Source organism: Bradyrhizobium sp. cir1 (genome assembly GCF_014198245.1).
Taxonomy (GTDB): Bacteria; Pseudomonadota; Alphaproteobacteria; order Rhizobiales; family Xanthobacteraceae; genus Bradyrhizobium.
Genome location: NZ_JACIHE010000016.1, coordinates 126265 through 150230, shown reverse-complemented (window position 1 = coordinate 150230; position 23966 = coordinate 126265). Strand labels below are relative to the sequence as shown.

Annotated in this window: 19 protein-coding genes and 1 pseudogene; 7 read left to right on the top strand and 13 right to left on the bottom strand. The window is 66.3% G+C overall.

The window, feature by feature from the left end:
* Window positions 1-249 precede the first annotated feature (249 nt).
* Window positions 250-429, top strand: a pseudogene (locus GGD63_RS27810) (glutathione S-transferase); the annotation flags it as partial.
* Between the two features lie 71 nt (window positions 430-500).
* Here the strand turns inward: GGD63_RS27810 and GGD63_RS27805 are convergent.
* The 5 genes from GGD63_RS27805 to GGD63_RS27785 all read right to left on the bottom strand — a co-directional run bounded on the left by GGD63_RS27805 (window position 501) and on the right by GGD63_RS27785 (window position 5698).
* Window positions 501-2048, bottom strand: a complete 1548-nt coding sequence (locus GGD63_RS27805; RefSeq protein WP_183246575.1) for a hypothetical protein — start codon at window positions 2046-2048, stop codon at window positions 501-503.
* Between the two features lie 93 nt (window positions 2049-2141).
* Window positions 2142-3116 (bottom strand): hypothetical protein, encoded by a 975-nt coding sequence (locus GGD63_RS27800; protein WP_183246572.1) that lies wholly within the window; start codon window positions 3114-3116, stop codon window positions 2142-2144.
* A gap of 378 nt (window positions 3117-3494) precedes the next feature.
* Window positions 3495-3992, bottom strand: a complete 498-nt coding sequence (locus GGD63_RS27795; protein ID WP_183246570.1) for a TPM domain-containing protein — start codon at window positions 3990-3992, stop codon at window positions 3495-3497.
* 5 nt (window positions 3993-3997) lie between these two features.
* Window positions 3998-4897 carry a YgcG family protein gene (locus GGD63_RS27790; RefSeq protein ID WP_183246568.1) on the bottom strand — a complete coding sequence of 300 codons (900 nt, stop codon included), beginning with the start codon at window positions 4895-4897 and terminating at the stop codon, window positions 3998-4000.
* Window positions 4898-5095: 198 nt separating this feature from the next.
* On the bottom strand, window positions 5096-5698 hold the full coding sequence (locus GGD63_RS27785) for a LemA family protein (RefSeq protein ID WP_183246566.1): 603 nt from the start codon (window positions 5696-5698) through the stop codon (window positions 5096-5098).
* Between the two features lie 280 nt (window positions 5699-5978).
* Between GGD63_RS27785 and GGD63_RS27780 the strand changes: the two genes are divergently transcribed.
* The 3 genes from GGD63_RS27780 to GGD63_RS27770 are packed head-to-tail and all read left to right on the top strand — an operon-like array spanning window position 5979 to window position 9190.
* Entirely contained in the window at window positions 5979-6833 is an 855-nt protein-coding gene (locus GGD63_RS27780) for an enoyl-CoA hydratase (RefSeq protein WP_183246562.1), read from the top strand.
* A gap of 5 nt (window positions 6834-6838) precedes the next feature.
* A complete protein-coding gene (locus GGD63_RS27775) occupies window positions 6839-7978 on the top strand; it encodes an acyl-CoA dehydrogenase family protein (protein WP_183246560.1) in 1140 nt (379 codons plus the stop codon).
* Between the two features lie 15 nt (window positions 7979-7993).
* Window positions 7994-9190: an acyl-CoA dehydrogenase family protein gene (locus GGD63_RS27770; RefSeq protein WP_183246558.1), complete on the top strand. Its 1197-nt coding sequence runs from the start codon at window positions 7994-7996 to the stop codon at window positions 9188-9190.
* Between the two features lie 239 nt (window positions 9191-9429).
* Here the strand turns inward: GGD63_RS27770 and GGD63_RS27765 are convergent, their stop codons facing one another.
* The 3 genes from GGD63_RS27765 to GGD63_RS27755 form a co-directional block, all read right to left on the bottom strand.
* A complete protein-coding gene (locus GGD63_RS27765; RefSeq protein WP_183246556.1) occupies window positions 9430-11754 on the bottom strand; it encodes a xanthine dehydrogenase family protein molybdopterin-binding subunit in 2325 nt (774 codons plus the stop codon).
* Window positions 11755-11916: 162 nt separating this feature from the next.
* A complete protein-coding gene (locus tag GGD63_RS27760; RefSeq protein ID WP_183246554.1) occupies window positions 11917-12792 on the bottom strand; it encodes a dihydrodipicolinate synthase family protein in 876 nt (291 codons plus the stop codon).
* Window positions 12793-12848: 56 nt separating this feature from the next.
* Window positions 12849-13814, bottom strand: a complete 966-nt coding sequence (locus GGD63_RS27755) for a VOC family protein (RefSeq protein ID WP_183246553.1) — start codon at window positions 13812-13814, stop codon at window positions 12849-12851.
* A gap of 192 nt (window positions 13815-14006) precedes the next feature.
* On the opposite strand from GGD63_RS27755, the gene GGD63_RS27750 reads away from it, so the two are divergent.
* Both GGD63_RS27750 and GGD63_RS27745 read left to right on the top strand, forming a co-directional pair.
* A complete protein-coding gene (locus GGD63_RS27750) occupies window positions 14007-14873 on the top strand; it encodes a S1C family serine protease (RefSeq protein ID WP_183246551.1) in 867 nt (288 codons plus the stop codon).
* Window positions 14870-15241: a response regulator transcription factor gene (locus GGD63_RS27745; protein ID WP_183246549.1), complete on the top strand. Its 372-nt coding sequence runs from the start codon at window positions 14870-14872 to the stop codon at window positions 15239-15241. The genes GGD63_RS27750 and GGD63_RS27745 overlap by 4 nt, the downstream gene beginning before the upstream one ends.
* A gap of 10 nt (window positions 15242-15251) precedes the next feature.
* Here GGD63_RS27745 and GGD63_RS27740 read toward each other — a convergent pair whose 3' ends face one another.
* The 5 genes from GGD63_RS27740 to GGD63_RS27720 form a co-directional block, all read right to left on the bottom strand.
* Window positions 15252-16493, bottom strand: a complete 1242-nt coding sequence (locus GGD63_RS27740; protein ID WP_183246547.1) for an amidohydrolase family protein — start codon at window positions 16491-16493, stop codon at window positions 15252-15254.
* Window positions 16494-16523: 30 nt separating this feature from the next.
* Window positions 16524-17606: a HAMP domain-containing sensor histidine kinase gene (locus tag GGD63_RS27735; RefSeq protein ID WP_183246545.1), complete on the bottom strand. Its 1083-nt coding sequence runs from the start codon at window positions 17604-17606 to the stop codon at window positions 16524-16526.
* Entirely contained in the window at window positions 17593-18285 is a 693-nt protein-coding gene (locus GGD63_RS27730) for a response regulator transcription factor (protein WP_183246543.1), read from the bottom strand. Before GGD63_RS27730 ends, GGD63_RS27735 begins: the two co-directional genes overlap by 14 nt.
* 100 nt (window positions 18286-18385) lie before the next feature.
* Window positions 18386-18907: a hypothetical protein gene (locus tag GGD63_RS27725; RefSeq protein ID WP_183246541.1), complete on the bottom strand. Its 522-nt coding sequence runs from the start codon at window positions 18905-18907 to the stop codon at window positions 18386-18388.
* A gap of 297 nt (window positions 18908-19204) precedes the next feature.
* The gene (locus GGD63_RS27720; protein ID WP_183246539.1) at window positions 19205-21541 is read right to left on the bottom strand and encodes a Tex family protein; all 2337 of its coding nucleotides are present in this window, start codon (window positions 21539-21541) and stop codon (window positions 19205-19207) included.
* 1285 nt (window positions 21542-22826) lie between these two features.
* On the opposite strand from GGD63_RS27720, the gene GGD63_RS27715 reads away from it, so the two are divergent.
* Window positions 22827-23936, top strand: coding sequence for a ring-opening amidohydrolase (locus GGD63_RS27715; protein WP_183246537.1), 1110 nt, complete (start codon window positions 22827-22829; stop codon window positions 23934-23936).
* The last annotated feature ends 30 nt before the right edge of the window (window positions 23937-23966 follow it).

The following is a 23966-nucleotide window of genomic DNA, read 5'->3' as shown; positions in this document are numbered from 1 at the left end:
ATAGCGCGAACCCGGGATCCATAACCACAGGGAGCGGTTATCGCGCGCGACTGGTCACTCCGAGTCTTCGCCAAACGCCTCCCTGTGGTTATGGGGTCCCGGATCTGCGCTCCGCTTCGCTGCGCTTGCCCGGGACGACGATGAGGAGGTAGCTCGCACGCGCGGATGCATTGCTGGATTGCTTCGCTGCGCTCGCAATGACGACGTGGGACGATCAACGATCGGCAAACACTAGCGCCGCGAGGTCCCATGCCCCTCTACCGCCTGCACTACTTCCCCGAATCCGGCAACAGCTACAAGCTGGCGCTGATGCTGACGCTTTGCGGCGAGACGTTCGAGCCGGTGTGGACCAACTTTGGCGGCAGCGTCACGCGCACCGCGGAATGGCGCAAGGCCGTCAACGAGATGGGTGAGATTCCCGTGCTCGAAGAATCTCACGATTGCGCATCTTGTTGGCTTCGCTGGTGTCCGTCATGGGTCATCCAAATCGCTATCATGTGCTAACGCGTCTTGATGAAGCACATGCCGATGTGGCGCGAGGCCGCAGCAGCCTGACAGGTCAAGCCCGTAGCACAGCTCCATGACGTAAAACTCTCATCCCGCGTTCCCGATCCCGCATTTTGCAGGGAACAATGCGCGCCCCAGCCGTCCTGATATTCGGTGCCGGCGAGCTCGCCGCTACCGCGGGTCTGCGGCCGGCTGGCAAATCCGCGCGAGAAATCAGGGTTTTTTCCCGCGGCGAACGCGGCCAGGATGTCGCGTCGGCGCAGCTGGTCGCCGACAAAATGCGGCGAGGCCGGCACAATGGTCGAGTTGGACGGCCTGTCGGCGAGCCAGTCGACGCCGGGGAAATGGAAACCGCCGATGCCGCGGGTCTGGTGGCAGCCGGCGCAGGTGACGTCGTTGAGGCGACGCTGGAAGCCCGCGACCGAGCGGACGTTCTGCAAGTCCCCGCGCGCGGCAGCCCGCTTCAATGCACCGACCACATCGTTGTCGGTGAAGACCGGATTGTCCTTGCCCTCCCCTTTTCCTTCCCCTTGCATCATGCCGAACTCCGGCTGCAGCGCCGACGCATCGAGACCCGCCGGCGTCGGCACCACCGCAGCCCTCGCCAGAAACTTCTCGGGGATCAGCACCGTGCCGCGATCGAACTCGCGAAGATTTTCCGGCGCGAGCAGCCATTCCTTGAAGTCGCGCCGGAGATCATTGTCCGCAAGGATCCGGTCGCGGTCGATCTGGTTCTCCAGCGTCGATTCCTCGAACGTCTTCGTCGTGGCGTTGTACTTGAAGACCTTCAAGAGATAGTCCGAGCGAAAATCGTGCAGCGCCGATTTCGGTGCGATCGAGATCTGGATGTTGGTTTCGATGCGGTCGAGCATCGCATCGTGAGGATAGAAGCCGGTGCCGATCAGCCCCTGCCAGTCGCCATTGTCGAGCCAGCGCCGCGCGACCTCGGCGCAGGTCACAGGCATGCCGTTCGGCGCGATCTGGCGCTCGTCGCGCGCCTTCAGCACGAGATTGAACGTCATCGGCAGGCGCACCGCCGTCTTAGTCCCGTCCGGCCCTGCATCGAAACGCGTCAGCCGATAGATCAAGCGGATCTCGCCGCAAGACTCCTCCGACACATAGGCGCGGTCCATGCGGTTGACGATGCCGGCCAGCACGAAGCGCGTGTTGGGGGATTTCAGCACGGCCCGGTCGAACAGCTGCACGTCAACGCCTTCGCCGACGCCGATGGTCTCGGTCGGCCAGGCCGCTTTCTGCTGCGCGACGTAGCGGTCGAACTCCGCATCGATCGCAGGCGGAATCTCCTTGAGCTGGGGCAGCCAGGAGAACAGCAGATCGGTCGTCAGCAGAAAATTCGCGCTGCGCTCCGGCCAGAGCAACCGCGAGATCGTCAGCACGTCGTGCTCGTCGAGCTTGCGCAGGACACCAGGGTCGGTGATCGCGGTGCCGCGCGCCAGCTGTGCGTTCTCAGCCGCCGAGAGCGACATGACGCCGCCGAGCAACACGACGACAGCAACGAGAATTCGCAAGGCGCGGCTCATACCTAAGGTAACACCGCGCAAGCGCGCCTATTCAAGCAAAAAGGCGCTTCACAGGGTGGTGAAGCGCCTCTTCGAAAGTCGAATATCGAACGCTCAGCGCGCGACGATCAGGCCCTTGCTGGTGACGACCACCCAGCGGCCGTCCTGGCGGCGGATCGCATCGACGCGGCCGACGCCGGGGATGGGATCGCCGGCATAGACCTCGTAGAGGCCGTCGCGGCCCTCGATCAGCGCGCCGCCATTGGCGACGTCGCGCAGCCGCCAGCCTTCGAGCGTCGGCAGGCGGCCGACCTCGGTCTTGGGCGCGGCAGGCACGGGAGCCGGAGCGGCGGCCGCGGTCGCAACCTGGGCCGGCACAATTGAGCCGGTGGTCTCCTTGGACGCCGCAGCCTGCGCGGGAGCGGCAGGCGATGTGGCGCGGAGCTTGTCGACGGTCTCGGACAGTTTTGCCAGCTTCGCCATCGGCTCGGCCTGCGCCTTCTCGAGCTTGTCGAGACGATCATTGGCCCGGTTGAACTGGCTGAGACCGGTCTTGGAGCTGTGCTCGACATTCGCCTTGAGCGCGACGAGGTCGGCGTCGATCCGCGCGACGGACGCATCCAGCGCGCTGGTGTCGGCGACCTGCACCGGCGCGGCGGCCGGGGCGGCGAAATGCATCATGCCGGCCGTTGCCAGCGCGCCGCTGATCGCACCGACGCCGGCCGCGATCACCACCACGGCGGCCATCGCCGAGAGGCGACGCTTGCTGCCGGTCTCGCGCGGCTCGTCCGCCTTCACATGCGGGGCGAATTCATCGCGCTCCCAGGCGCGGTCGGCAGGCGGCATGACGATGAGCTTGCCGAGCTTCGGCTCGGGCTTGGTCTCGGCCTTCTCAACCTTGGCCTCGAATTTCGGCACCTCGATCCGCGGCGGCTCAACCTTCGGGGCGTCTGCCTTCACCGGATCAGGCTTCGGCGGCGCTTCGTGGTCGGGGGCGATCGAGGGGGCGTCGATACCGGCGGCAGCCTCGACGGCCTGCGGCGCTGCGGCGTCGACAGCACCGGAATCCTGGGCAGCCTGCTCAGCCATTGGTTCGCTCACGGCTCAAATACTCCAGTCTGGATTGACCTTTTGGTAACTTTCATTGTTTGCGAAATCCTTACCTTCGGACCCGCTTACCGAAATTTTAGGAACTTATCCGGGGCTGAATTGGGCCGGGAACGTGGAACCGGTGTGGCGGGCGTGAAACAATTTGTAACCGGGGCAAGATGAACGGCCGCGCAACGACGCTAGGCGTCCTTGTCACTTCCGTCATCCTGAGGCGCGAGGCTTGCGATGCGATGCATCGCAAGAGGAGCCTCGAAGGATGAACGGCCGAGCTGCAGCAGCCGGGCCGTCCTTCGAGGCTCGCTGCGCTCGCACCTCAGGATGACGGTCAGAGAGCGGAGTGCGTGGCACCCGCGCCGTTCACATCACCACCGGCGCATCCGGCAGCTCGTTGGCATTCGGGCCTTGCGGCGGGAAGTGCCTTGCCAGCTCGCGCGACACCGCCGCGATGCCGGCGATCACGCCGCGCTCGAACTGGCCGGACCTGAACTCGGACTCCATGGCACGGCAGATGGCCTCCCAGCCCGCCGCGCCGACCTTCGCGTCGATGCCGCGGTCGGCGATGATCTCGACGTCGCGGTCGGCGAGCAGGAGATAGATCAGGACACCGTTGTTGTGCGCGGTGTCCCAGATGCGCAAATGCGAAAACAGGTCGAGCGCGCGCTCGCGTGCCGGCTGGTTGCGGAACAGGGGACGGCCGTCGAGCGCGCCTTCGACGACGAAGCGGACCTGGCCGGAATGGGTGGTCTCGCCCTGCCGGATGGCCCGCTCGATGCGGTCGAGCGCGGCTTGCGGGAAGATCTGCCTTGCCCGCCAATGGTGCTCCACGAGATGTCTGACAATGCGCTTGATGCTCATGACCGCTACCAGCTCCCCGAGGCGCCGCCGCCGCCGAAACTGCCACCCCCGCCGCTGAAACCACCGCTGTCGCCTGACGATGATCCGCTGCTCCAGCCGCCGGACGAGGAACCGCTCGACCAGGAGCCGCCGCGCGAGCGGCCTGTGCCCGGCGTGATCGCCGAAAACAGATCAGCGACAAATCCGATGATGAAGCCGAGAGCACCGAGCGCGAGGGCGAGCGCGAACGACCCGAGGATGAACCAGGTCAGCGCTGCGATGATGCCTCCGGTCACGAACGATCCGAGCAATCGCCCCAGCATGGCGCGGAAGAACCCTCCCACGCCCACAGAGGCGAACAGCGTGACGATGAAGAGCGGCGCGAGGTCGTCCAGGCTGCCGAAGTTCACGGTGGGAGAAGGAACCGGCAATGGCTCGCCGTCGATCACCCGCATCATGCGTTCGACGCCGTCAGCGATGCCGCCGGCAAAATCGCCGCTCCTGAACTTGGGCGTGATGATCTCGTCGATGATGCGCCGCGAGGTGACGTCGGTCAGCGCGCCTTCGAGGCCGTAGCCGACCTCGATGCGCAGATGCCGGTCGTTCTTGGCAACGATGAGGATCGCACCGTCGTCGATCTTCCTGCGGCCGATCTTCCAGGCCTCGGCGACGCGGATCGAGAACTGCTCGATCGTCTCCGGCTGCGTGGTCGGCACGATCAGCACGGCGATCTGGCTGCCCTTGCGCGTTTCAAAGTCGCGCAGCTTTTGCGACAGCGTGGCGATGTCGCCGCTGGAGAGCGTGCCGGTCTGGTCGACCACGCGGCCGGTGAGCTGGGGAACAGCGACGTCGGCGACGGCGGGGAATGCGAGCGACAGCAGTAGCGCTACGAGAATGGCTGCACGCCACCACACACTCAGTGTCATCGCCCGGCTTGCCGTCTTCGCTGACGCTTCGCCGGCCCAATACCGTGGTGCCCGGCGAAGCCCTAGGCGGAGCCGGGACCGGGCGATCCAGTATTCCAGAGACGCCGGCGAGCTGCAGAGGGGCCGCGGCGTACTGGATTCCCCGCTTTCGCGGGGAATGACGGCGGTGGGTGGGACGCGCATCGGGGCCGAACGCAGCTACTTCGACGGCGCCGGGTTGAAATCGACCTTCGGCGCGGTCGATATCTCCTTTTCGTTCTCGACCGAGAAGTTCGGCTTCTCCTTGTAGCCGAACGTCATCGCGGTGAGGTTGGTCGGGAACGAGCGGATGGTGACGTTATACTCCTGCACCGCCTTGATGTAGCGGTTGCGCGCCACCGTGATGCGGTTCTCGGTGCCCTCCAACTGGGACATCAGGTCCTTGAACAGGGCATCCGATTTCAGCTGCGGGTAGTTCTCGGTGACGACCAGGAGGCGCGACAGCGCGCTGGAGAGCTCGCCCTGGGCGGCCTGGAATTTCTGGAAGGCTGCGGGGTCGTTCAGCACCTCGGGCGTCGCCTGGATGCTGCCGACCTTGGCGCGGGCGTTGGTGACCCCGAGCAATACATCCTTCTCCTGCTGCGCAAATCCCTTCACCGAGTTGACAAGATTGGGGACGAGATCGGCGCGGCGCTGATACTGGTTCACGACCTCGGACCAGTTGGCCTTGATCTGCTCGTCCTCGGTCTGGATCGCGTTGTAGCCGCAATTGGACAGGCTCAGCGAGGCCAGCGCCGCCAGCACGGTCAGGATCTTGCGCATTAAATTTCTCCCGGTGGAATCTGGCGCAAACTACCAGATCGAGCGTGCGGGGCGCCAGCTTGTCGATGTCATTCCGGGGCGCGAAGCGAACTATGGTGCGCAATTGCGCACCTGAGAATCTCGAGATTCCGGGTCTGGTCCTTCGGACCATCCCGGAATGACGGCGGTGGATGACCACACACCAGCCGACTGACGCAAGCCCCTTGCCTATCACCGGCCGACATTGTCAACTCGGGCAAACCAAGAACGTCAATGCCAGGGGAACGTCAAGGAGAACGCCATGAGCTCGTTCGAGACCATCCTCGTGGAGAGACCGGAGCCGGCGATAACGCGGGTCGTGATGAACCGGCCCGAGGCACGCAACGCACAGAACCTGCAAATGACCTACGACCTCAACGCCGCGTTCGATGCGGCGGTCCAAGACGACGCGGTCAGGGTGATCATCCTCGCCGGCAGCGGCCCGCATTTCTCCTCCGGCCACGATCTGCGTCCGGGCGGCAAGAACGCCGCAGGCACCGACTTTCCGCCGATCGGAAATTGGGGCGGTTTTGCGGAGCCCAACGCGCATGGCCGCTTCGCCCGCGAGCAGGAAATCTATCTCCAGATCACCCGGCGCTGGCGCAATCTGGCAAAACCGACCATTGCCGAAGTGCACGGCAAGTGCATCGCGGGGGGCTTGATGCTGGCCTGGGCCTGCGATCTCATCGTCGCCAGCGACGATGCGCAGTTCTGCGATCCCGTCGTCACCATGGGCGTCTGCGGCGTCGAATGGTTCGTGCATCCCTGGGAGCTCGGACCGCGCAAGGCCAAGGAGTTCTTGTTCACGGCCGACAGCTGGAGCGCCGAGGAAGCCCATCAGCTCGGCATGGTCAACCAGGTCGTGCCGCGCGCGGAGCTGTCGGCGCGCGTGCTGGAGCTGGCGCGCCGGATCGCAGCAAAACCGTCCTTCGCATTGAAACTGACCAAGGAGGCGGTGAACCGCTCGGTCGACGTGATGGGCCAGCCCGCCGCGATCGACCAGGCTTTTGCGCTGCATCAGCTCTGTCACGCCCACAATCTCCAGGAGTTCGGCATGATCGTCGATCCATCCGGCCTGCATCCCTCCGTGCGCAAGCCGCCGGCGGCCGCGGAGTAGATGCGATGGACCTGAACCTCAGTGACGAACAGCGGCTGCTGCGGGAGAGCGCGGAACGCTTCGTGGCCGAAAGCTACGATGCCGATCACCGCCGCAAGATGGCGAACGATCCGCTCGGCTACAGCCCGGCAGTCTGGAAGCAGTTTGCCGAGCTCGGCTGGCTGGCGCTGCCGGTCGCGGAAGAGTTCGGCGGGCTCGGCGGCGGCGCCGTCGAGATCGGCATCCTGATGGAAGCCTTTGGTCGCGGGCTGGTGTCCGAGCCATACGTTGCGACCGTCGTCCTCGGAGCCGCCCTGATCGACAGATGCGGCAGCCCAGCGCAGAAACAGGCGAGCCTGCCCAAGGTCGCCGACGGATCATTGAAGCTCGCGTTTGCGCATTCCGAACGCGCGGCACGGTTTGATCTCGCCAAGGTCACGACCACCGCCAACAAGACGGGGCAAGGCTGGCGCCTTGCCGGGAACAAGATTGCCGTGCTCGACGGGCACGCCGCCGATGAGATCATCGTCTCCGCGCTGATCCATGATCATCACGGCCCTTCGGGGCGGATCGGCCTGTTCCTGGTGCCCGCGACGGCACCTGGCCTTATCATCAGCGACTATCCCCGCCTTGGCGGCGGGCACGCCTGCAACATCGAACTATCGGACGTGCATGTGCCTGAAGACGCCCTGCTCGGCGATGGACACGGTGCGCTGCCTGCGATCGAATGGGCCGTCGATCGCGCCATGGCCGCGTTGGGTGCGGAAGCCGTCGGTATCATGCAGACGCTGCTGGACACCACGCTGGAATACACCAAGATCCGCAAACAGTTCGGCCGGCCGCTCTCGGCCAACCAGGTGATCCGCCACCGCCTCGCCGACATGGCGATGCAGGTCGACGAAGCGCGTTCAATGGCGCTGCGGGCTGCATTGAAAGCGGATGCTGCGCCGGTCGAACGGGCGCGCGCCGCTTCAGGCGCGAAGGCGAAGATCGGCAAATGCGCGCGCTTCGTCGGCGAGCAGTCGATCCAGCTTCACGGCGGCATGGGCGTCACCGAGGAGCTCGAGGTCGGCGCCTATTTCAAGCGGCTGGTCGCCTTCGACACGCTGTTCGGCGGCAGCGCGCACCACTATAGCCGCCACGCTCGGCTCGGCCGCACGGCCTGACACTGGGAGAGCCTCATGGACCTCACGTTCAATGCCGAGGAGCGCGCCTTCCAGAGCGAGGTGCGCGGCTTCATCGCAAAAAATCTCACCGAGGAAATGAAGCGCGCGACCGCGCTGACGCCGTCGGTGTTCTCCGACCCCGACATCGGCATGGCCTGGCAGCGCGCGCTGCACAGGCAGGGCTGGGGCGCGCCGGGCTGGCCGGTCGAATATGGCGGGCCAGACTGGACGCCGGCACAGCGCTGGATCTTCGAGACCGAGAGCGCGCGCGCCGGTGTGCCCAACGTCAACGTGATGGGCGTGAAGATGGTCGGGCCCGTCATCATCGGCTTCGGCAACCCCGAGCAGAAGAACTTCTACCTGCCGCGCATTCTCTCCGGCGAGGACTATTGGTGCCAGGGCTATTCCGAGCCGGGCTCAGGCTCCGACCTCTCCTCGCTGAAGACGCGCGCGGTGCGCGACGGCGACGATTACATCATCAACGGCACCAAGATCTGGACCACGCATGCCCATCACGCCAACCGCATGTTCGCGCTGGTGCGCACCAGCGACGGCGAGCGGCAGCAGGACGGCATCAGCTTCATCCTGATCGACATGAAGACGCCCGGCATCACGACCCGCCCCATCCTCACCATCGGCGGCGACCATGAGGTCAACCAGGTGTTCTTCGACGACGTCCGCGTGCCCGTCGCCAATCGCGTCGGCGAGGAGGGCAAGGGCTGGACCTACGGCAAATATCTGCTGGAGTTCGAGCGCGGCTCCGGCATCGCCTCGGCGAAACTGCGCGAGGGACTGAAGGCAATCGCGGACCTTGCCGAGTCGGATTTGACCGGCCGCGCCATCGACACCCCTGACATCGCAGCGCGCATCTCGGAGGTCGAGGTCGACATCGACGCGCTGGAGATGACTGAGCTGCGGGTGCTCTCGGCGCTGCAGACCGGGCAGAATCCCGGTGCGGTGTCGTCGATCCTGAAGCTGCGCAACAGCGAGATCCGCCAGGCCGTGACCCGGCTGGGTGCCGACGTGATCGGCCACGACGCCCTCGCGGTCGAGCCGATGCGTCCGCTCTACAAGCTCAACCACGAGCCGGCGATCCCGGAGGACATGCTGACGGTGGTGCCGGAATATCTCAACGGCCGCGCCTACACGATCTTCGGCGGCACCTCGGAGATCCAGCGCGACATCATCGCGAAGATGATGCTGGGGATTTGAGGCTGGCTTCGTAGCCCGGATGGAGCGCAGCGCAATCCGGGCTACGACTCTCTCCGCCGTCATTGCGAGGAGCCCTTGCGACGAAGCAATCCAGAATCCTTCCGCGGAGGTAGTCTGGATTGCTTCGCTGCGCTCGCAATGACGTCGTGGCAATAGTGCGGGCCCGAATTCGCTTCCGCCTACGCTCTTCGAGCTACGGCGGACAAGTCGCTCCATCCGGGCTACGCACCGTCCCTCCTCTAACCCGCCGCCTTCGCGTCCCGGATCGCCTGCCAGATCTTCTGCGGCGTGAGCGGCGTATTCAGCTGGGTGATGCCGAGCTCGGCGAGCGCGTCCATCACGCCGTTGGTGACGCAGGGAGGACCGCCGATGGCGCCGGATTCGCCGCAGCCCTTGGCGCCGAGCGGATTGGTGCGGCAGGGTGCGGTGTCGTCGAGCGTCACCACGATCGGCGGCACGTCGTCGGCGCGCGGGATGCAGTAATCCTGGTAGCTGGCGGTGAGGAGCTGCCCGTCGGCATCGTAGGAGACGCCCTCATAGAGCGCCTGGCCGATTCCTTGCGCGACGCCGCCATGAATCTGGCCGGTGACCAGCATCGGATTGACGGCGACGCCGACGTCGTCGACGGTGGTGTAGCGCACGACCTTGGACACCCCGGTCTCGGGGTCGATCTCGACCTCGCAGATATGCGTGCCGTTCGGCCAGCTCGGACCATCGACCTCGCCTTCGGAATCGACGCTCAGCTTGGCACCGCTCTCCTTCTCGGCGAGATCGAACAGGCTGATGCGGCGGTCGGTGCCGACCACGGTGAGCATGCCACCCTGGTACTCGATGTCCTCGACCGAGGTCTCCAGCACATTCGCCGCCTTCTCGCGCGCCTTCTGGATCAGATCGTTCGAGGAGACCGCGACCGCGGTGCCGCCGACGAACAGCGAGCGCGAGCCGACGCTGCCAAAACCCATGGCCAGATCAGTGTCGCCCTGGACGACGTCGATCTTGTCGAGGGGAATGCCGAGCGAGTCGGAGATCATCTGGGTGTAGGTGGTCTGCAAGCCCTGCCCCATCGCCATGGTGCCGGAGTGCAGCACGACGCGGCCTTGCGAGGTCGCGTGCAGGCTGACCTTCTCGGTGTGAGCGCGGCCGCCGGTCCATTCGATATAGGAGGTGAGCCCGCGGCCGTAGAGCAGGCCCTTCTTCTTCGCCGCCTTCTTGCGCGCGGCAAAGCCGTCCCAGTCGGCGAGCTTGACGGCCCGATCGAGCATGTGGGCGAAGGCGCCGGAGTCGTAAACCTGGCCCGCCGCGTTCGTGTAAGGCAGCTGCGCCGGCTTGATGTAGTTGGCTTTCCGGATCGCGCGCGGGTCCATGCCGATCTTTCGCGCGGCGGCGTCGAACAGGCGCTCGACGATGAAGACCGCCTCGGGACGGCCCGCGCCGCGATAGGCGCCGACGGGCGCGGTGTGGGTCATCACCGACTGCACCTCGAAATGCACCAGCGGCAGGTCGTAGACACCGGTCTGCACGAAGGGTCCGAGCACCAGCGGAATGATGTTGGCAGCGCCTGAGGAGTACGCGCCGGTGCAGCCGATCGACTTGACGCGATAGGCCAGCACCTTGCCCTTCTCGTCCAGCGCGAACGACGCGGTCGAGGTGAGATCGCGGCCGTGGGTGCCGCCGACGAACTCGTCGGTGCGTTCGCCGCGCCAGCGGATCTTCTTGTTCAGCTTGGTCGCGGCGTAGGCGACGATGCCGTCCTCGGGATAGAGGTTGGTCTTCTGGCCAAAGCCGCCGCCGATGTCGCCGACCAGCACGCGCACGCTGTCCTTGGGACGCTTGAGCACGGCTTCGGCCAGCACGTCACGGGTCGAGGCCGGCGTCTGCGACTGCACGTGCAGGAGGAGACGGCCGGTCTTCTTGTCGATCTCGGCAATGGTGGAGCGCGGCTCCATCGCGGAGGGCACAAGGCGCTGGCTGACGAGATCGAGCTCGACGGTGTGCGCGGCCCTGGCAAAGGCCTCGTCAACCTTGGCGGCATCGCCGTAAGCCATCGCGCCGACTATATTGTCGGGCGCCTCCGGCCACACCACAGGCGCACCGCGCTTCACCGCCTCGACGGGATCGACCACCGCGGGCTGCACGTCGTATTCGACCGCGATCGCCTCAGCCGCGCTCTGGGCCTCGGTGCGCGAGGCCGCCACCACGGCGGCCACGGCCTCGCCGCCGTAGCGCACGATCTCATGGGCGAGCAGGCGGCGCGGCGGCACCGTCATCGGCTTGCCGTCGGGGCGCTTGAAGATGCTCAAAGTCGGAATGGCGCCGATGTCGTCCTTGACGAGGTCGGCACCGGTGTACACCGCGGTGACGCCGGACATCGCGGCCGCGGCGCTGGTGTCGATCGAAACGATCTTGGCGTGCGCGTGCGGCGAGCGCAGCACGTGCAACCACAGCGCGCCGTCTTCCGGCTTGTCGTCGATGAATTGCCCCTTCCCGGTCAGCAGCCGCTGGTCTTCCAAACGCTTGACGGGCTGCCCCGCTCCGAAACGCAAATTGCCGGGAAGAATGTTCATTCCGTGGGGTCCTCAAGGTCTTTTCGAAACTGCGGGCAGCCTTTTAGCGGATCGATCAGGGGCATGCCAGCCGCGGTTTTGGGCGGGATATCCACGGATTCGGCATGCCCCCAAGGCCATCGTCATTCCGGGCGATGCGTAGCATCGAACCCGGAATGACGATCAGTTCAGCTCCCGGAGCGCTGCCTCCACCACCCTGCGCGCATCGGCCGTCAGCGCGGCCTGCGGCGGGACGGGATCGCCGACGTCGTAGCCCTGGATCGAAAGGCCGGCCTTGATGCAGGCGGCGAGGTTGAAGCGGGCGAAGGCCTCGTTGATGCGCCACAGCCGGCGCTGGAGCGCCATGGCCTCGTCCCAGCGGCCGGCCTTGCAGAGGTCATAGAGAGCCACGCTCTGGCGCGGGACGATGCAGGCCGGGCCCGCCATCCAGCCGAGGCCGCCGATCAGCATCACCGCGGCCGGGATATGGGCGGAGGCCGAGAACACGCGCAAGCCATCGCCGCAGCGGTTCATGATCGAGAGCAGCCGGCCGGTATTGGTCGAAGCGTCTTTGATGTAGCCGATGCGCGGATGCTCCGCGAGACGCGCGATGACATCCAGCGTGAGATCGGAGCGCTGGAATTGCGGATTGGTGTAGATAACGACGGGAATGTCCACGGCATCCGCGATGGCGCGGAAGTAGGATTCGACCTGGGCGTCGGCCAGCGGGAAATACGCCTCCAGGATCGCCAGGATGCCGTCGGCGCCGAGTGCCTGATAGGCTTTCGCCTGCGCCACCGCATCCGCCGTCGAGGTGGAGGCGACGCCGGCCACGACCGGCACGCGGCCCTTCGCGGCCTCGATCGTGGTCTGCACGACCGCGCTGCGCTGCGCGGCATTGAGATAGGCGAACTCGCCGGTCGAGCCCAGCGGCGTCAGTCCATGCACGCCGGCGCCGACTAGGTCATCGCAGAGCTTCGCGAGCACGTTCGTCCGCACCGTGCCGTCGGCATCAACGGGCGAGACGAGGTAGGGAAAGACGCCGTGGAATTCGGACATGTCGGGGGCTCCGGAAGCTGGCACCCCAGAGGTATTAGCAACACCCGCCCCGGCGATCAAACCTTGAGCAAGCGTAGCCGCGTGCCCCAGGGATCGATCGCCTCCACGCCGTCGGCAAGCGCCGTGACCTTCACACCGCTCTTGCGCAGGCGCTCTTCCTGGGCGGCGAGCAGCTCCTGCTTCGCCATCACCAGCGAGAACCAGGCGAGACCGGTCGTCGAATTGTCGCGCTGGCCGGCGCCCTGGCTCTGCCAGACATTCATGCCGAGGTGATGGTGATAGCGGCCTGACGACAGGAACGCCGCGCCGTTGCGCTTGCGGGTCGGGTCGAGGCCGACCGTGCCGTGATAGAAGCTCTCGGCCTCGGCGAGATCGCCGACACGCAGATGCATGTGGCCGACACGCATCCCGTCCGGCGCCTTGGCATAGTCAGGAACGCGCGTATTGGTCAGCGACAGCAAATCGGGAATGTTGAGCTCGTCCGTCGCCATCTTCACGCTGCCCTCGCTCCACTGCCATTGCGAGGGATCGCGGTCGGCATAGACCTCGATGCCGTTGCCTTCGGGGTCGTCGAGATAGACGGATTCGCTGACGAGGTGATCGGCAAAGCCCGACAGCGGCACGCGGTGCGAAGCGGCAGCTACCAGCCAGCGCGCGAGGTCCTTGCGGGTCGGCATCAGGAAGGCGGTGTGGTAGAGGCCGGCGGCAGTGCGCGGCTCGATCGCTGCATCGGGACGGGCTTCCAGCACCAGCAGCGTGATGCCGGCCGTGCCGAGCTTCGCACCGGTCGCCGAGCGCTCCATCACGGTGAGCCCGATCACGTCGCGGTAGTAGTCGGCAACCTTGTCGAGATTCTTCACCCGGAGCGTGACCATGCCGACCCGCATCGGCGTGCGGCTCGCATAGGTCGGGCCGCCGCCCTGCGGGTTGCCCTCGGCACGCGCCGCGGCTGCGGCCGCCATCGCGAGCGAGGTGGCGCCGGCGAGTTGAAGCAGGGTGCGGCGGGTGAGATCGATGGTCATCAGTCAGGGCTCGCTGAAATCCGTGAGGCCACAGGGCGCAATTGCCGGATTGCTACACGTTCCCGTGAGGCGCTCCCAATCACATGTTCGTCGGCCGTGGTCCTACGGAGGCCTGTCCTGGTCCTGGCCACCCGGCCAGTTTCGCAATCGCCCGCGGCATCCCAGATTGAGGACAACTTACAGGAGCCCGCCATGACTGATCTTAGTCCCCTGTCCTCACTGTCGTCCGCGCTCGCGGAATTGGTGGCGCGCACCGCGCCGTCCGTCGTCTCTGTGCATTCGCATCGCTCCCGCGCCACCGGTTTTGTCTGGAAGAGCGGCCTGATCGTCACCGCCGACGAGGCACTGGCCGACGAGGGCGAGGTCGAGATCGGCCTCGCCGACGGCAGCCGGGTCGCCGCCACGATCGCCGGCCGCGACCACACCACCGACATTGCGCTGCTGCGCACCGAGGCTGCTGTCGCGCCGATCAAGCTCGCCGCCACGGTCCCGCCGCTCGGCGCGTTGTCGATCGTGGTCGCCACCCATCGCGAGACGCCGAGCGCCGCGCTCGGAATGGTATCGGCATCCGGCAAGGGCTGGCGCTCCCTGCGCGGCGGCGACATCGATGCCCGGATCGAGCTCAACGCCCGCCTCAGCGGCGGCCAGCAGGGTGGTCTCGCGCTCGACGCATCGGGCGACGCCTTCGGCATGGCCGTGCTGGGACCACGGCGGGTGCTCGTCATTCCGACCGCCACGATCGAGCGCGTTGCGCCGCAGCTCGAGGCGCGCGGCCGCATCGCCCGCGGATATCTCGGCCTCGGGCTCCAGCCGGTGCGGCTCGACGGCGGCATCGGCGCGATGGTGATGAATGTTGACAAGGCCGGACCTTCGGCCGCGGCCGGCATCCGCCAGGGCGATGTGATCGTGGCGGTCAACGACCAGAAACTGTCAGGCGTGCGCGCGCTGTCGCGGACGCTGGGACCTGCCAGCGTCGGCACCGTGGTCGATATCGCGGTGCGCCGCGGCGGCGAGCCGGTCAGCTTCAAAGTCACCGTTGGCGAGAGGCCGGAAGCGTGAGCGGAGACAACACGGCCGAGATCGTCCTGTCGCTGGACATCGACGACCCTGCGCTGGCCGATCGCCTGACGGCGCTGCTCGGCAATGTCAGCGGGATTCGCCTCGCCGCGCCCGGCGAGCAGGCCGCCGCGACGGTCGTCGCCCGCGATCCGCGCAGCATGCCCGAGGACATCGCGCTGACGCAGCGCGAGCTCGACGTGCTGGCGCTGATGGCCGAAGGCGCGTCCAACAAGATGATCGCGCGTCAGCTCGGCATCTCCGTGCACACCGTGAAATTCCATGTCGGCTCGCTGCTCGACAAGCTGGATGCCACCGGCCGCACCGATGCAGTGGCGCATGCGGCGCGCCGCGGCGTGATCGAGCTCTGAGCGGCGTGGATCAATCGCGGGCGGCAATCTGCGCCAGCTCGCGCATGCGATCGGTGTCGACGACGCGGCCGTGGCTGATGACGATCCGGGGCGGGGTGTGGAAACGCAGCGCCTCGGCGACGTCGCCCTGCTCGAGCACGACCAGATTGGCAGCGCAGCCGAGCCCGAGACCGTAGCGCTCGAGGTTGATCGCCGTGGCGGCGCGCGTGGTGATCATGTCGTAGAGCGTCTCGAACCCGCTCTGCCCGGTCATCCAGAGCAGATGCGAGGCGAGAAACGCCACCTCCAGCATGTTGTTGCGGCCGAGCGGATAGTAAGCGTCGGAGATATCGTCCTGGCCGAGGCAGACATTGATGTCGGTTGCCAGCAGCTCCTTCACGCGCGCATGCAGCGGGCCGGTGTGGGGATTGCTGACGACGCTGACGCGGGCGCTCCCGAGCAGCGCCATCAATTCACGGAAATAGTTGTCAGGATAGAGCGCCATCGCCCGGCAGTGATGGGCAAGCGCCCGCCCCTCGACGCCGCGGGCGATCACCGCGCGCGCCATCATATCCAGCGTACGCATATCGGCATCGCCGACATCGTCCAGCAACATCGAGACCTCGGCCCCGTGCTCGGCCGCAAGGTCGAAGCAGAACGCGACATGGCGGCGCATGTCCTCCTCGTTGGTCTCGATCCAGGGAATACCGCCGACGACGTCGGCGCCGAGCGCCATCGCCTTGCGCATCAGGTCGTCTGCGCCGGGCTCGCGAAGCAGGCCGTCCTGCGGGAAGGCAACGACCTGGATCTCGACGATGCCGCGAAACTCCTCGCGGACGGCGAGCAGTGCCTTGATGCCTTCGAGCCGGGCCTTGGTATCGACATCGGCGAAGGCGCGAATGTGGAGATTGCCGTGGAGCGCGGCGAGCGCGACCGCGCGCCGCGCGTTCGGGACGATCCAGGACGCGTCGTAATTGTTCTTCACCACCGCGGCGAGCTCGACCGCCTTTGCCGCCTCGCTCATGCCGCCGCCCTGATAGGCCTCCAGTGCCGCCTCCGACATCATCGGCAGGGTCCAGACCTTGCAGAGATGCAGGTGCGGATTGACGAAAGCGGGCGTGACCAGACCGCCTTTGGCATCGACGAAGGATTGGGCGCCGGTCTGCAGCCGGCTGCCGATCGCGGTGATCACGCCATCGGTGATGGCGATGTCGACGATCTCACGGCTGCGCGTGCGGGCGTTGGTGATGACGAGATCTGGCAGGCGAGACATTGCAGGACTTCCACTCGATACCAGTGCGGATCATGCAAGTTGGGTGCCGGTATGCGGAAACCGGAGCTGGATGGTCAGGCCCGGCGCATTGTCATGCAGCGCAATCTCGGCGCCATGAAGGCGCGCGACCGCGGCGACGAGGCTGAGACCGAGGCCGTTGCCCGGCGTGTAGCGGCTCTGCTCGAGCCGGTAAAAGCGCTTGAAGACGTGATCGCGCGCCTCGGTGGGAATGCCGGGTCCGTCGTCGGCGATCGCGATCACCGGGCCGCCATCGGCACTGCGGCAGGTCACCGTTACCTGCCCGCCTTTGCGGCCGTGCTTGATCGCGTTATCGACGAGATTGGCGACGGCATCGAACAGGAGGTCGCGGTCGCCGGTGATCGCCACCTCGCGGTCGCCGTTGAGACTGAGGCGGGTCGCGACCTGCTCGGCGGCGGCGTCGTAGAGCTCGACGACCTCGCCGGCGATTTCAGTCAGGTTCAGCGCGCGAAAGGCGCTCCGGCGCGCGCGGGTCTCGATCTCCGAGATCCGCGTGATGGAGGCGAACATGCCGAGTACGGCATCGAGATCGGCGATGGTATCGCCGATCAGCGCCGCGTCGGCCTCGCCGTTGCGCGGGGCATGATAGGCTTTCTCCAGCCGGCCGCGCATGCGCGTCAGCGGCGTGCGCAAATCGTGGGCGACATTGTCGCTGACCTGCTTGACCTCGCCCATCAGCGTCTCGATGCGGTCGAGCATCTGGTTGAGATTTTCGGCGACGCGGTCCCACTCGTCGTGACTGCCGCGCAGCGGAATGCGCCGGTCGAGGCCCGACAGCATGATGGCACGGCTGGTCGCGTTGATCTCCTCGATCCGGCCGACCGTGCGCCGCGTCACCAGCACCGCCGCAAGTCCGGCGAGGACGAGGAGCAGCACGGCGACCGCGATCATCGCGAGCTCGATCATCCCGGTGAAGCCGTCGTGATCGACGGCAGCGCCGAGCCGGCGCTCCACATAGGCGAGCGTTCCGACATAGACGTAGACCATGATCGCGGCGACGATCAGCCCGAATGCCGCGATCGCGATCAGCGCCAGGCGGAAGGTCGAGGAGCGGAGCGTCTTAGCCAGGAGCACGGAGGCAATATCCGATGCCGCGGATGGTATGGATCAGCGGATAGGCCTGGGCATCGTCGACCTTGCGGCGGACGCGCCCGACATAGACGTCGATGATGTTGGTGGAGGGATCGAAATGCAGGTCCCAGACATGCTGGAGCAGCATCGCGCGGGAGACGACGCGGCCCTCGTTGCGGACCAGATATTCAAGCAGCTGGAATTCCCGCGGCAGCAGCGGAATCTTGCGGCCGCGGCGGCTCGCGCTGCGTGCGATCAGGTCGATGGCGAGGTCGCCGACGCGCAGCAGCGTCTCCTTGGCGATGGTGTCGCTGCGCCGGCCGAGGGCCTCCAGCCGCGCCAGAAGCTCGACGAAGGAGAACGGCTTGACCAGATAGTCGTCGCCGCCGGCGCGCAAGCCCCGGACGCGGTCGTCGACCTCGCCGAGCGCGGAGATGATGAGGAAGGGTGCGGCGATGCCGTCGTCGCGCAATTGGCGCATCACGGTGATGCCGTCGATGTCAGGGAGCATGCGATCGATGGTGATCACGGCATAGTCGCGCGCGGCGCCGTGGCTGAGAGCTTCGCGCCCGGTGGCGGCGAGGTCGACGTCATAGCCCGAGGTCGTCAGCTCCTCGACGAGCTGCCCTGCGGTTTCCGGATCGTCCTCGACGACCAGGATGCGGCGGTGACCTCCGGTCATGCAAAACTCCGCGCGACGATCGCCACCAGACTATCCCGTTCCGGGGCTGAGCGGAACTGCCCGATGGCGATCGCGACAATGGTGCGGTACGGCGATGCGACTACCAATAGTCTCCGCACACATTGACCCATTGCCACCCATAGGGCGTCCAGCTCCTGCGCCAGCAGCCGTCGTCGTAGTAGTTGGCATAGATGAACGGCGCGCCGACGAAGGCGAACCGGTGGAAGTGATGACGGTGGAAGAAGGCATGGCGGCCGATGAAGTGCCTGCCGTGCCAGCCCGTGCCGGCAAACCGCGGTCCAAAGGCGGCGCGGGTCGCCAGCGGAGCAGCGGCAAAGCGGGGTCCGATGGCAGCGCGGGCGGCCATCGGCGAACCGGCGAAGCGGGCACCGCCGAAATGGGCGCCGCCCATCCCGCCCACTCGCGCGCCGCCCATGCCGCCGACATGCATACCGCCGCCCATTCCGCCGACGTGCATGCCGCCACCGCCGAAGTGGCCACCGCCGCCGAAGCCGCCGTGACCTCCGCCACCCATGCCGCCACGCGCGAGCACAGGTGAAGCGAGCGCCATCATCGCGGCGACCGTCGCCGCGGTGAGGCCTTTGAGAAGCCTGCTGTTCATCGAAACGTCCTCCTTGCAGTGCGGCGGTCAGCGTGCCGCACGAGGACGATCAGATGAGGAGAACAGGCAGGCGCCTTCAACTTACAAATGCGCCAGATTCTGACGCGGGTGTTAGGGAGGCGGAGCTCCGCTCTCTTCTCGTCATTGCGAGGAGCCCTTGCGACGAAGCAATCCAGACTGTTTCCGCGGCGGCAGTCTGGATTGCTTCGCTGCGCTCGCAATGACGACGTGGAGATAGCTCTCCCTGCGTCGAGCAGCTTACCTCTCCCCGCAGAAGAGCGGGGAGAGGTTAAGAGGTCACGCCCGCTTGCCGTTGTTCTTCTCGGCCGCGCGGCGCATGGCTTCGGCGAGGGCGCCGCCGCCGGAGGACTCCTGCTTGCGCGGCGCGGACGAGGTCATGCGGCTCGCGTTGCGCGAGCCCGTGTCGCGCTGCATGCCGGGGGCGTCCTTCTTGGCGCCGACCTCGTCGTCGAGCCGCAGCGTCAGCGAGATGCGCTTGCGGGCAACCTCGAAGTCCAGCACCTTCACCTTGACGATGTCACCGGGCTTCACCACCTCGCGCGGATCCTTGATGAAATTCTTCGACATCGCCGAGATGTGGACGAGGCCATCCTGGTGCACGCCGATGTCGACGAAGGCGCCGAAAGCGGCGACGTTGGTCACGGTGCCCTCGAGGATCATGCCCTTTTTGAGATCCTTGATCTCCTCGACGCCCTCCTTGAACACGGCGGCCTTGAACGCCGGTCGCGGGTCGCGGCCGGGCTTTTCCAGCTCGCGCAGGATGTCGGTCACGGTCGGCAGACCGAAGGTCTCGTCGACAAAATCCTTCGGCTTCAGCGTGCGGACGATCTCGCTGCTGCCGATCAGCGTCTTGATGTCGCTCTTGGTCGCTTCGAGAATCCGGCGCACCACCGGATAGGCTTCCGGATGCACGCCGGAGGCATCGAGCGGATCCTCGCCGCCGAGGATGCGCAAAAAGCCCGCGCACTGCTCGAACGCCTTCGGCCCGAGTCGCGGCACCTCCTTGAGCGCCTTGCGCGACTTGAACGGGCCGTTGGCGTCGCGATGCGCGACGATGCTCTGGGCAAGGCCCGAGCCGACGCCCGACACGCGCGCCAGCAGCGGTGCCGAAGCGGTGTTGACGTCGACGCCGACGGCGTTCACGCAATCCTCGACCACGGCATCGAGCGATTTGGCGAGCTTGGCCTGGCCGAGGTCGTGCTGATACTGGCCGACGCCGATCGCCTTCGGCTCGATCTTGACGAGCTCGGCGAGCGGATCCTGCAGGCGCCGCGCAATCGAGACCGCGCCGCGCAGGGTGACGTCGAGGCCGGGCAACTCCTCCGACGCAAAGGCCGAGGCCGAATAGACCGACGCGCCGGCTTCCGACACCACGATCTTGTTCATCTTCAGCTCGGCTAGGCCCTTGACGAGATCGCCGGCGAGCTTGTCGGTCTCGCGCGAGGCGGTACCGTTACCGATCGCGATCAGCTCGACGCGATGCTTCATCGCGAGCCGGCCCAGCGTCGCCAGCGACTCGTTCCACTGCCGCTGCGGCTCATGCGGATAGATCACGGCAGTATCGACCACCTTGCCGGTGGCGTCGGTCACCGCGACCTTGACGCCGGTGCGGTAGCCGGGATCGAGCCCCATGGTGGCGCGGGTGCCGGCCGGCGCGGCCAGCAGCAGGTCGCGCAGGTTCGAGGCGAACACGCGCACGGCCTCGGTCTCGGCCGCATTCCACAGCCGCATGCGCAGGTCGATATTGAGATGCACCTGGATCTTGGTGCGCCAGGCCCAGCGCACGGTGTCGATCAGCCAGCGGTCGCCGGCACGCTTGAGATCGGCGATGCCGAAGCGCTTCATGATCTTCAATTCATAGGCGCTCGGCACGCCCGGCGGCGGCGCTTCGGCCTCGGGCTGGATCTGGAGATCGAGGATCTCCTCCTTCTCGCCGCGGAACATCGCGAGGATGCGGTGCGAGGGCAGCCTGGTCAGCGGCTCCGAGAAATCGAAATAGTCGGCGAACTTTTCGCCCTCGGTCTTCTTGCCGTCGCGCACCTTGGAGGCCATGCGCGCGTTGGTCCACATCTCCTCGCGCAGCGCGCCGATCAGGTCGGCATCCTCGTCGAAGCGTTCGACCAGGATGGCGCGGGCGCCGTCGAGCGCGGCAGCAGCATCGGCAACGCCCTTCTCGGCGTTGATGAAGCCTTCCGCCACGACCTTCGGATCGTTGCCGGGCTCGGCGATGAGCTGATTGGCGAGCGGCTCGAGGCCGGCTTCCTTGGCGATCTCGGCCTTGGTGCGGCGCTTGGGCTTGAACGGCAGATAGATGTCTTCGAGGCGCGCCTTGCTGTCGGCGGCCATGATGGTGGCTTCCAGCGCGGCATCGAGCTTGCCCTGCTCGCGGACCGATTCGAGGATGGCCTTGCGGCGGTCTTCGAGCTCGCGCAGGTAGACCAGGCGCTCCTCCAGGGTGCGCAATTGCGCGTCGTCGAGCGCACCGGTCGCTTCCTTGCGGTAGCGGGCGATGAAGGGAACCGTGGCGCCGCCATCGAGCAGCGTCACCGCCGCCTCGACCTGCTCGGCCCGAACGCCAAGCTCCTGCGCAATTTTCTGGTTGATATTTGCCACGCGAGAATTCCTCTATCCAAGCACGCGACGCAGGGGCGAACCACCGGCCGCGGGACGCCGCTTATGGACCAACCAAGGTTGATTCATCAAGGTGCGGCGCGCAACCGTCGACAGAGGATTTTTTTGCTGGATCGATGCGATCTCGCCACAATCGTGGGGATGCAAGGGTCCCTCCTCTTGCTTCGAGCACGATATTCACTCCGTCGTCCCTGCGTAACGGCGAAGCCGTTATCGCTGGAGGCGCGAGGCATGGGACGCAACGCGTCCCATGGGGAGCCTCGAAGGATGAACGGCCCGGATGCGGCCGGGCCGTCGCCCTTCGAGGCTTGCGCTGCGTCGCTATCGCGCCGCAGCGCGCGCACCTCAGGGTGACGGTGATGGATTGGCTCGCGCTGCCTCCACGCCGTCATTGCGAGCGCAGCGAAGCAATCCAGAATCCCTCTCTGGAAAGACTCTGGATTGCTTCGCTGCGCTCGCAATGACGGAGTATGAGGCAATCGCGTCGCTCTTTCAGCTGGCATTCAACGCGCAGACACGCCTTCGCATCCTCGCGGCGGAATAGGCCCGAGCTTTGCGCTGGTCACGACACCCTCCTCTGTCAGAGGGCGCAGGGAAGACCGGGTGCCGGCCGGGCACCCACGGTCCACTGTGCGAAGGGTGGTACAAAGAATGTGCACAGCGGCATACAGGTGAAGCCAAACAACCGGCCTTCCCTGCGCAGTGGTTTTACGGCTTATGCCGAGCTCTCCCCGGGGAGCGATGCACTATTGCCCCCGTCGCCTTGCCGATAACTGACGCGCGCACCCGGTTGGGCCGCCACATCACAGCAAGACTTGACGCACAGACCCCGGGCGTCAGGACGACACGGTTTTATCGTACGCCGATCACACCGGTCGTATGCGCGAGGGTATTTCGCTCACGGTTGCCCGCCCTGCAAAACCCTTCGCGCCGGTGTAACTGGCGTCCACCACGGCTCACCCCACGTTCGTGACGATCGCGATACGCCCCTCTGACCGGGATGAGGTGGCGGGAGAATGCGATAAATCAGAAATTCTGTAAAGACGAATATTTTCACGCATGCGGATTGACCCGCCAATCGGGTGTTTTGCCCGTGGGGAAACGCAAGATCTTGTTGCCCGGGTGAGCGGAGCGATACCCGGGGCTAACATTCGCGCCGCTCCCGGATGTCGCTTCGCTCATCCGGGCTACAGACCACTTGCACCTTGACACGTGGCCTCGTTCCACGGCTGGTGGGCCCGCCGGGCCACCGAACCAAGGACTACTCATGCGCACCACATCGGTCGGCGTCTTCAAGGTCGCCACCACCGGCCCCGGCGACGTCTCCGGCCTCATGGCCATGATCGGCTCCGGCGCGATCGATCCGAGTGAGATCCTGGCGATCCTCGGCAAGACCGAGGGCAACGGCGGCGTCAACGATTTTACCAGGGAGTACGCCGTCGCCGCGCTGTGCACCGCGCTGGCGCCGCAGCTGGGTCTCACCCCGCATGAGGTTGAGCAGCGCATCGCCTTTGTGATGTCGGGCGGCACCGAAGGCGTGCTGAGCCCACATATCACGGTATTCACGCGCCGCGAGGTCGAACGCCCGGCGGGCCTGACCGGTAAGCGCCTGAGCATCGGCATGGCGCACACGCGCGACTTCCTGCCCGAAGAGCTCGGCCGCTCCGCGCAAATCACGGAGACGGCCAAGGCCGTGAAGGCCGCGATGGCGGATGCCGGCATCCTTGAGCCCGCTGACGTGCATTTCGTGCAGATCAAGTGCCCGCTGCTGACCAGTGAGCGTGTCGCGGCGGCCAACGCGCGCGGCAGCAAGACGGCGACGACCAGCGCCTACAGCTCGATGGCCTATTCGCGCGGTGCCTCCGCGCTGGGGGTTGCAGTCGCACTCGGCGAGATCGGCCCCGACGTCCGCGACGAGGACGTGCTGCGGCGCTACGATCTGTTCTCGAACGTCGCATCCACCTCGTCCGGGATCGAGCTGATGCATAATGTCGTCATCGTGCTCGGCAACTCGGAGTCGTCAGCGAGCGAGTTCGAGATCGGACATGCCGTGATGAACGACGCGATCGATTTTGCCGCGGTGATGTCGGCGCTGACGAGCGTCGGACTTGCCGTCGCGCCGCAAACAACCGCGGGCCGCGCGCTCGTCAACATCTTCGCCAAGGCGGAAGCCTCGCCTGACGGCAGCGTGCGCGGCTTTCGCCACACCATGCTCGAGGATACGGACATCAGCTCGACACGCCACGCCCGCGCCGCGGTCGGCGGCCTGATCGCGGGCCTTGCCGGCACCGGCGCGGTCTACGTGTCCGGCGGCGCCGAGCATCAGGGGCCGGCCGGCGGCGGCCCGGTTGCGGCGATCGCGCGACTGTCGGATTGATAGAGCCGGCATCCCGACCTCTCCGCCCGG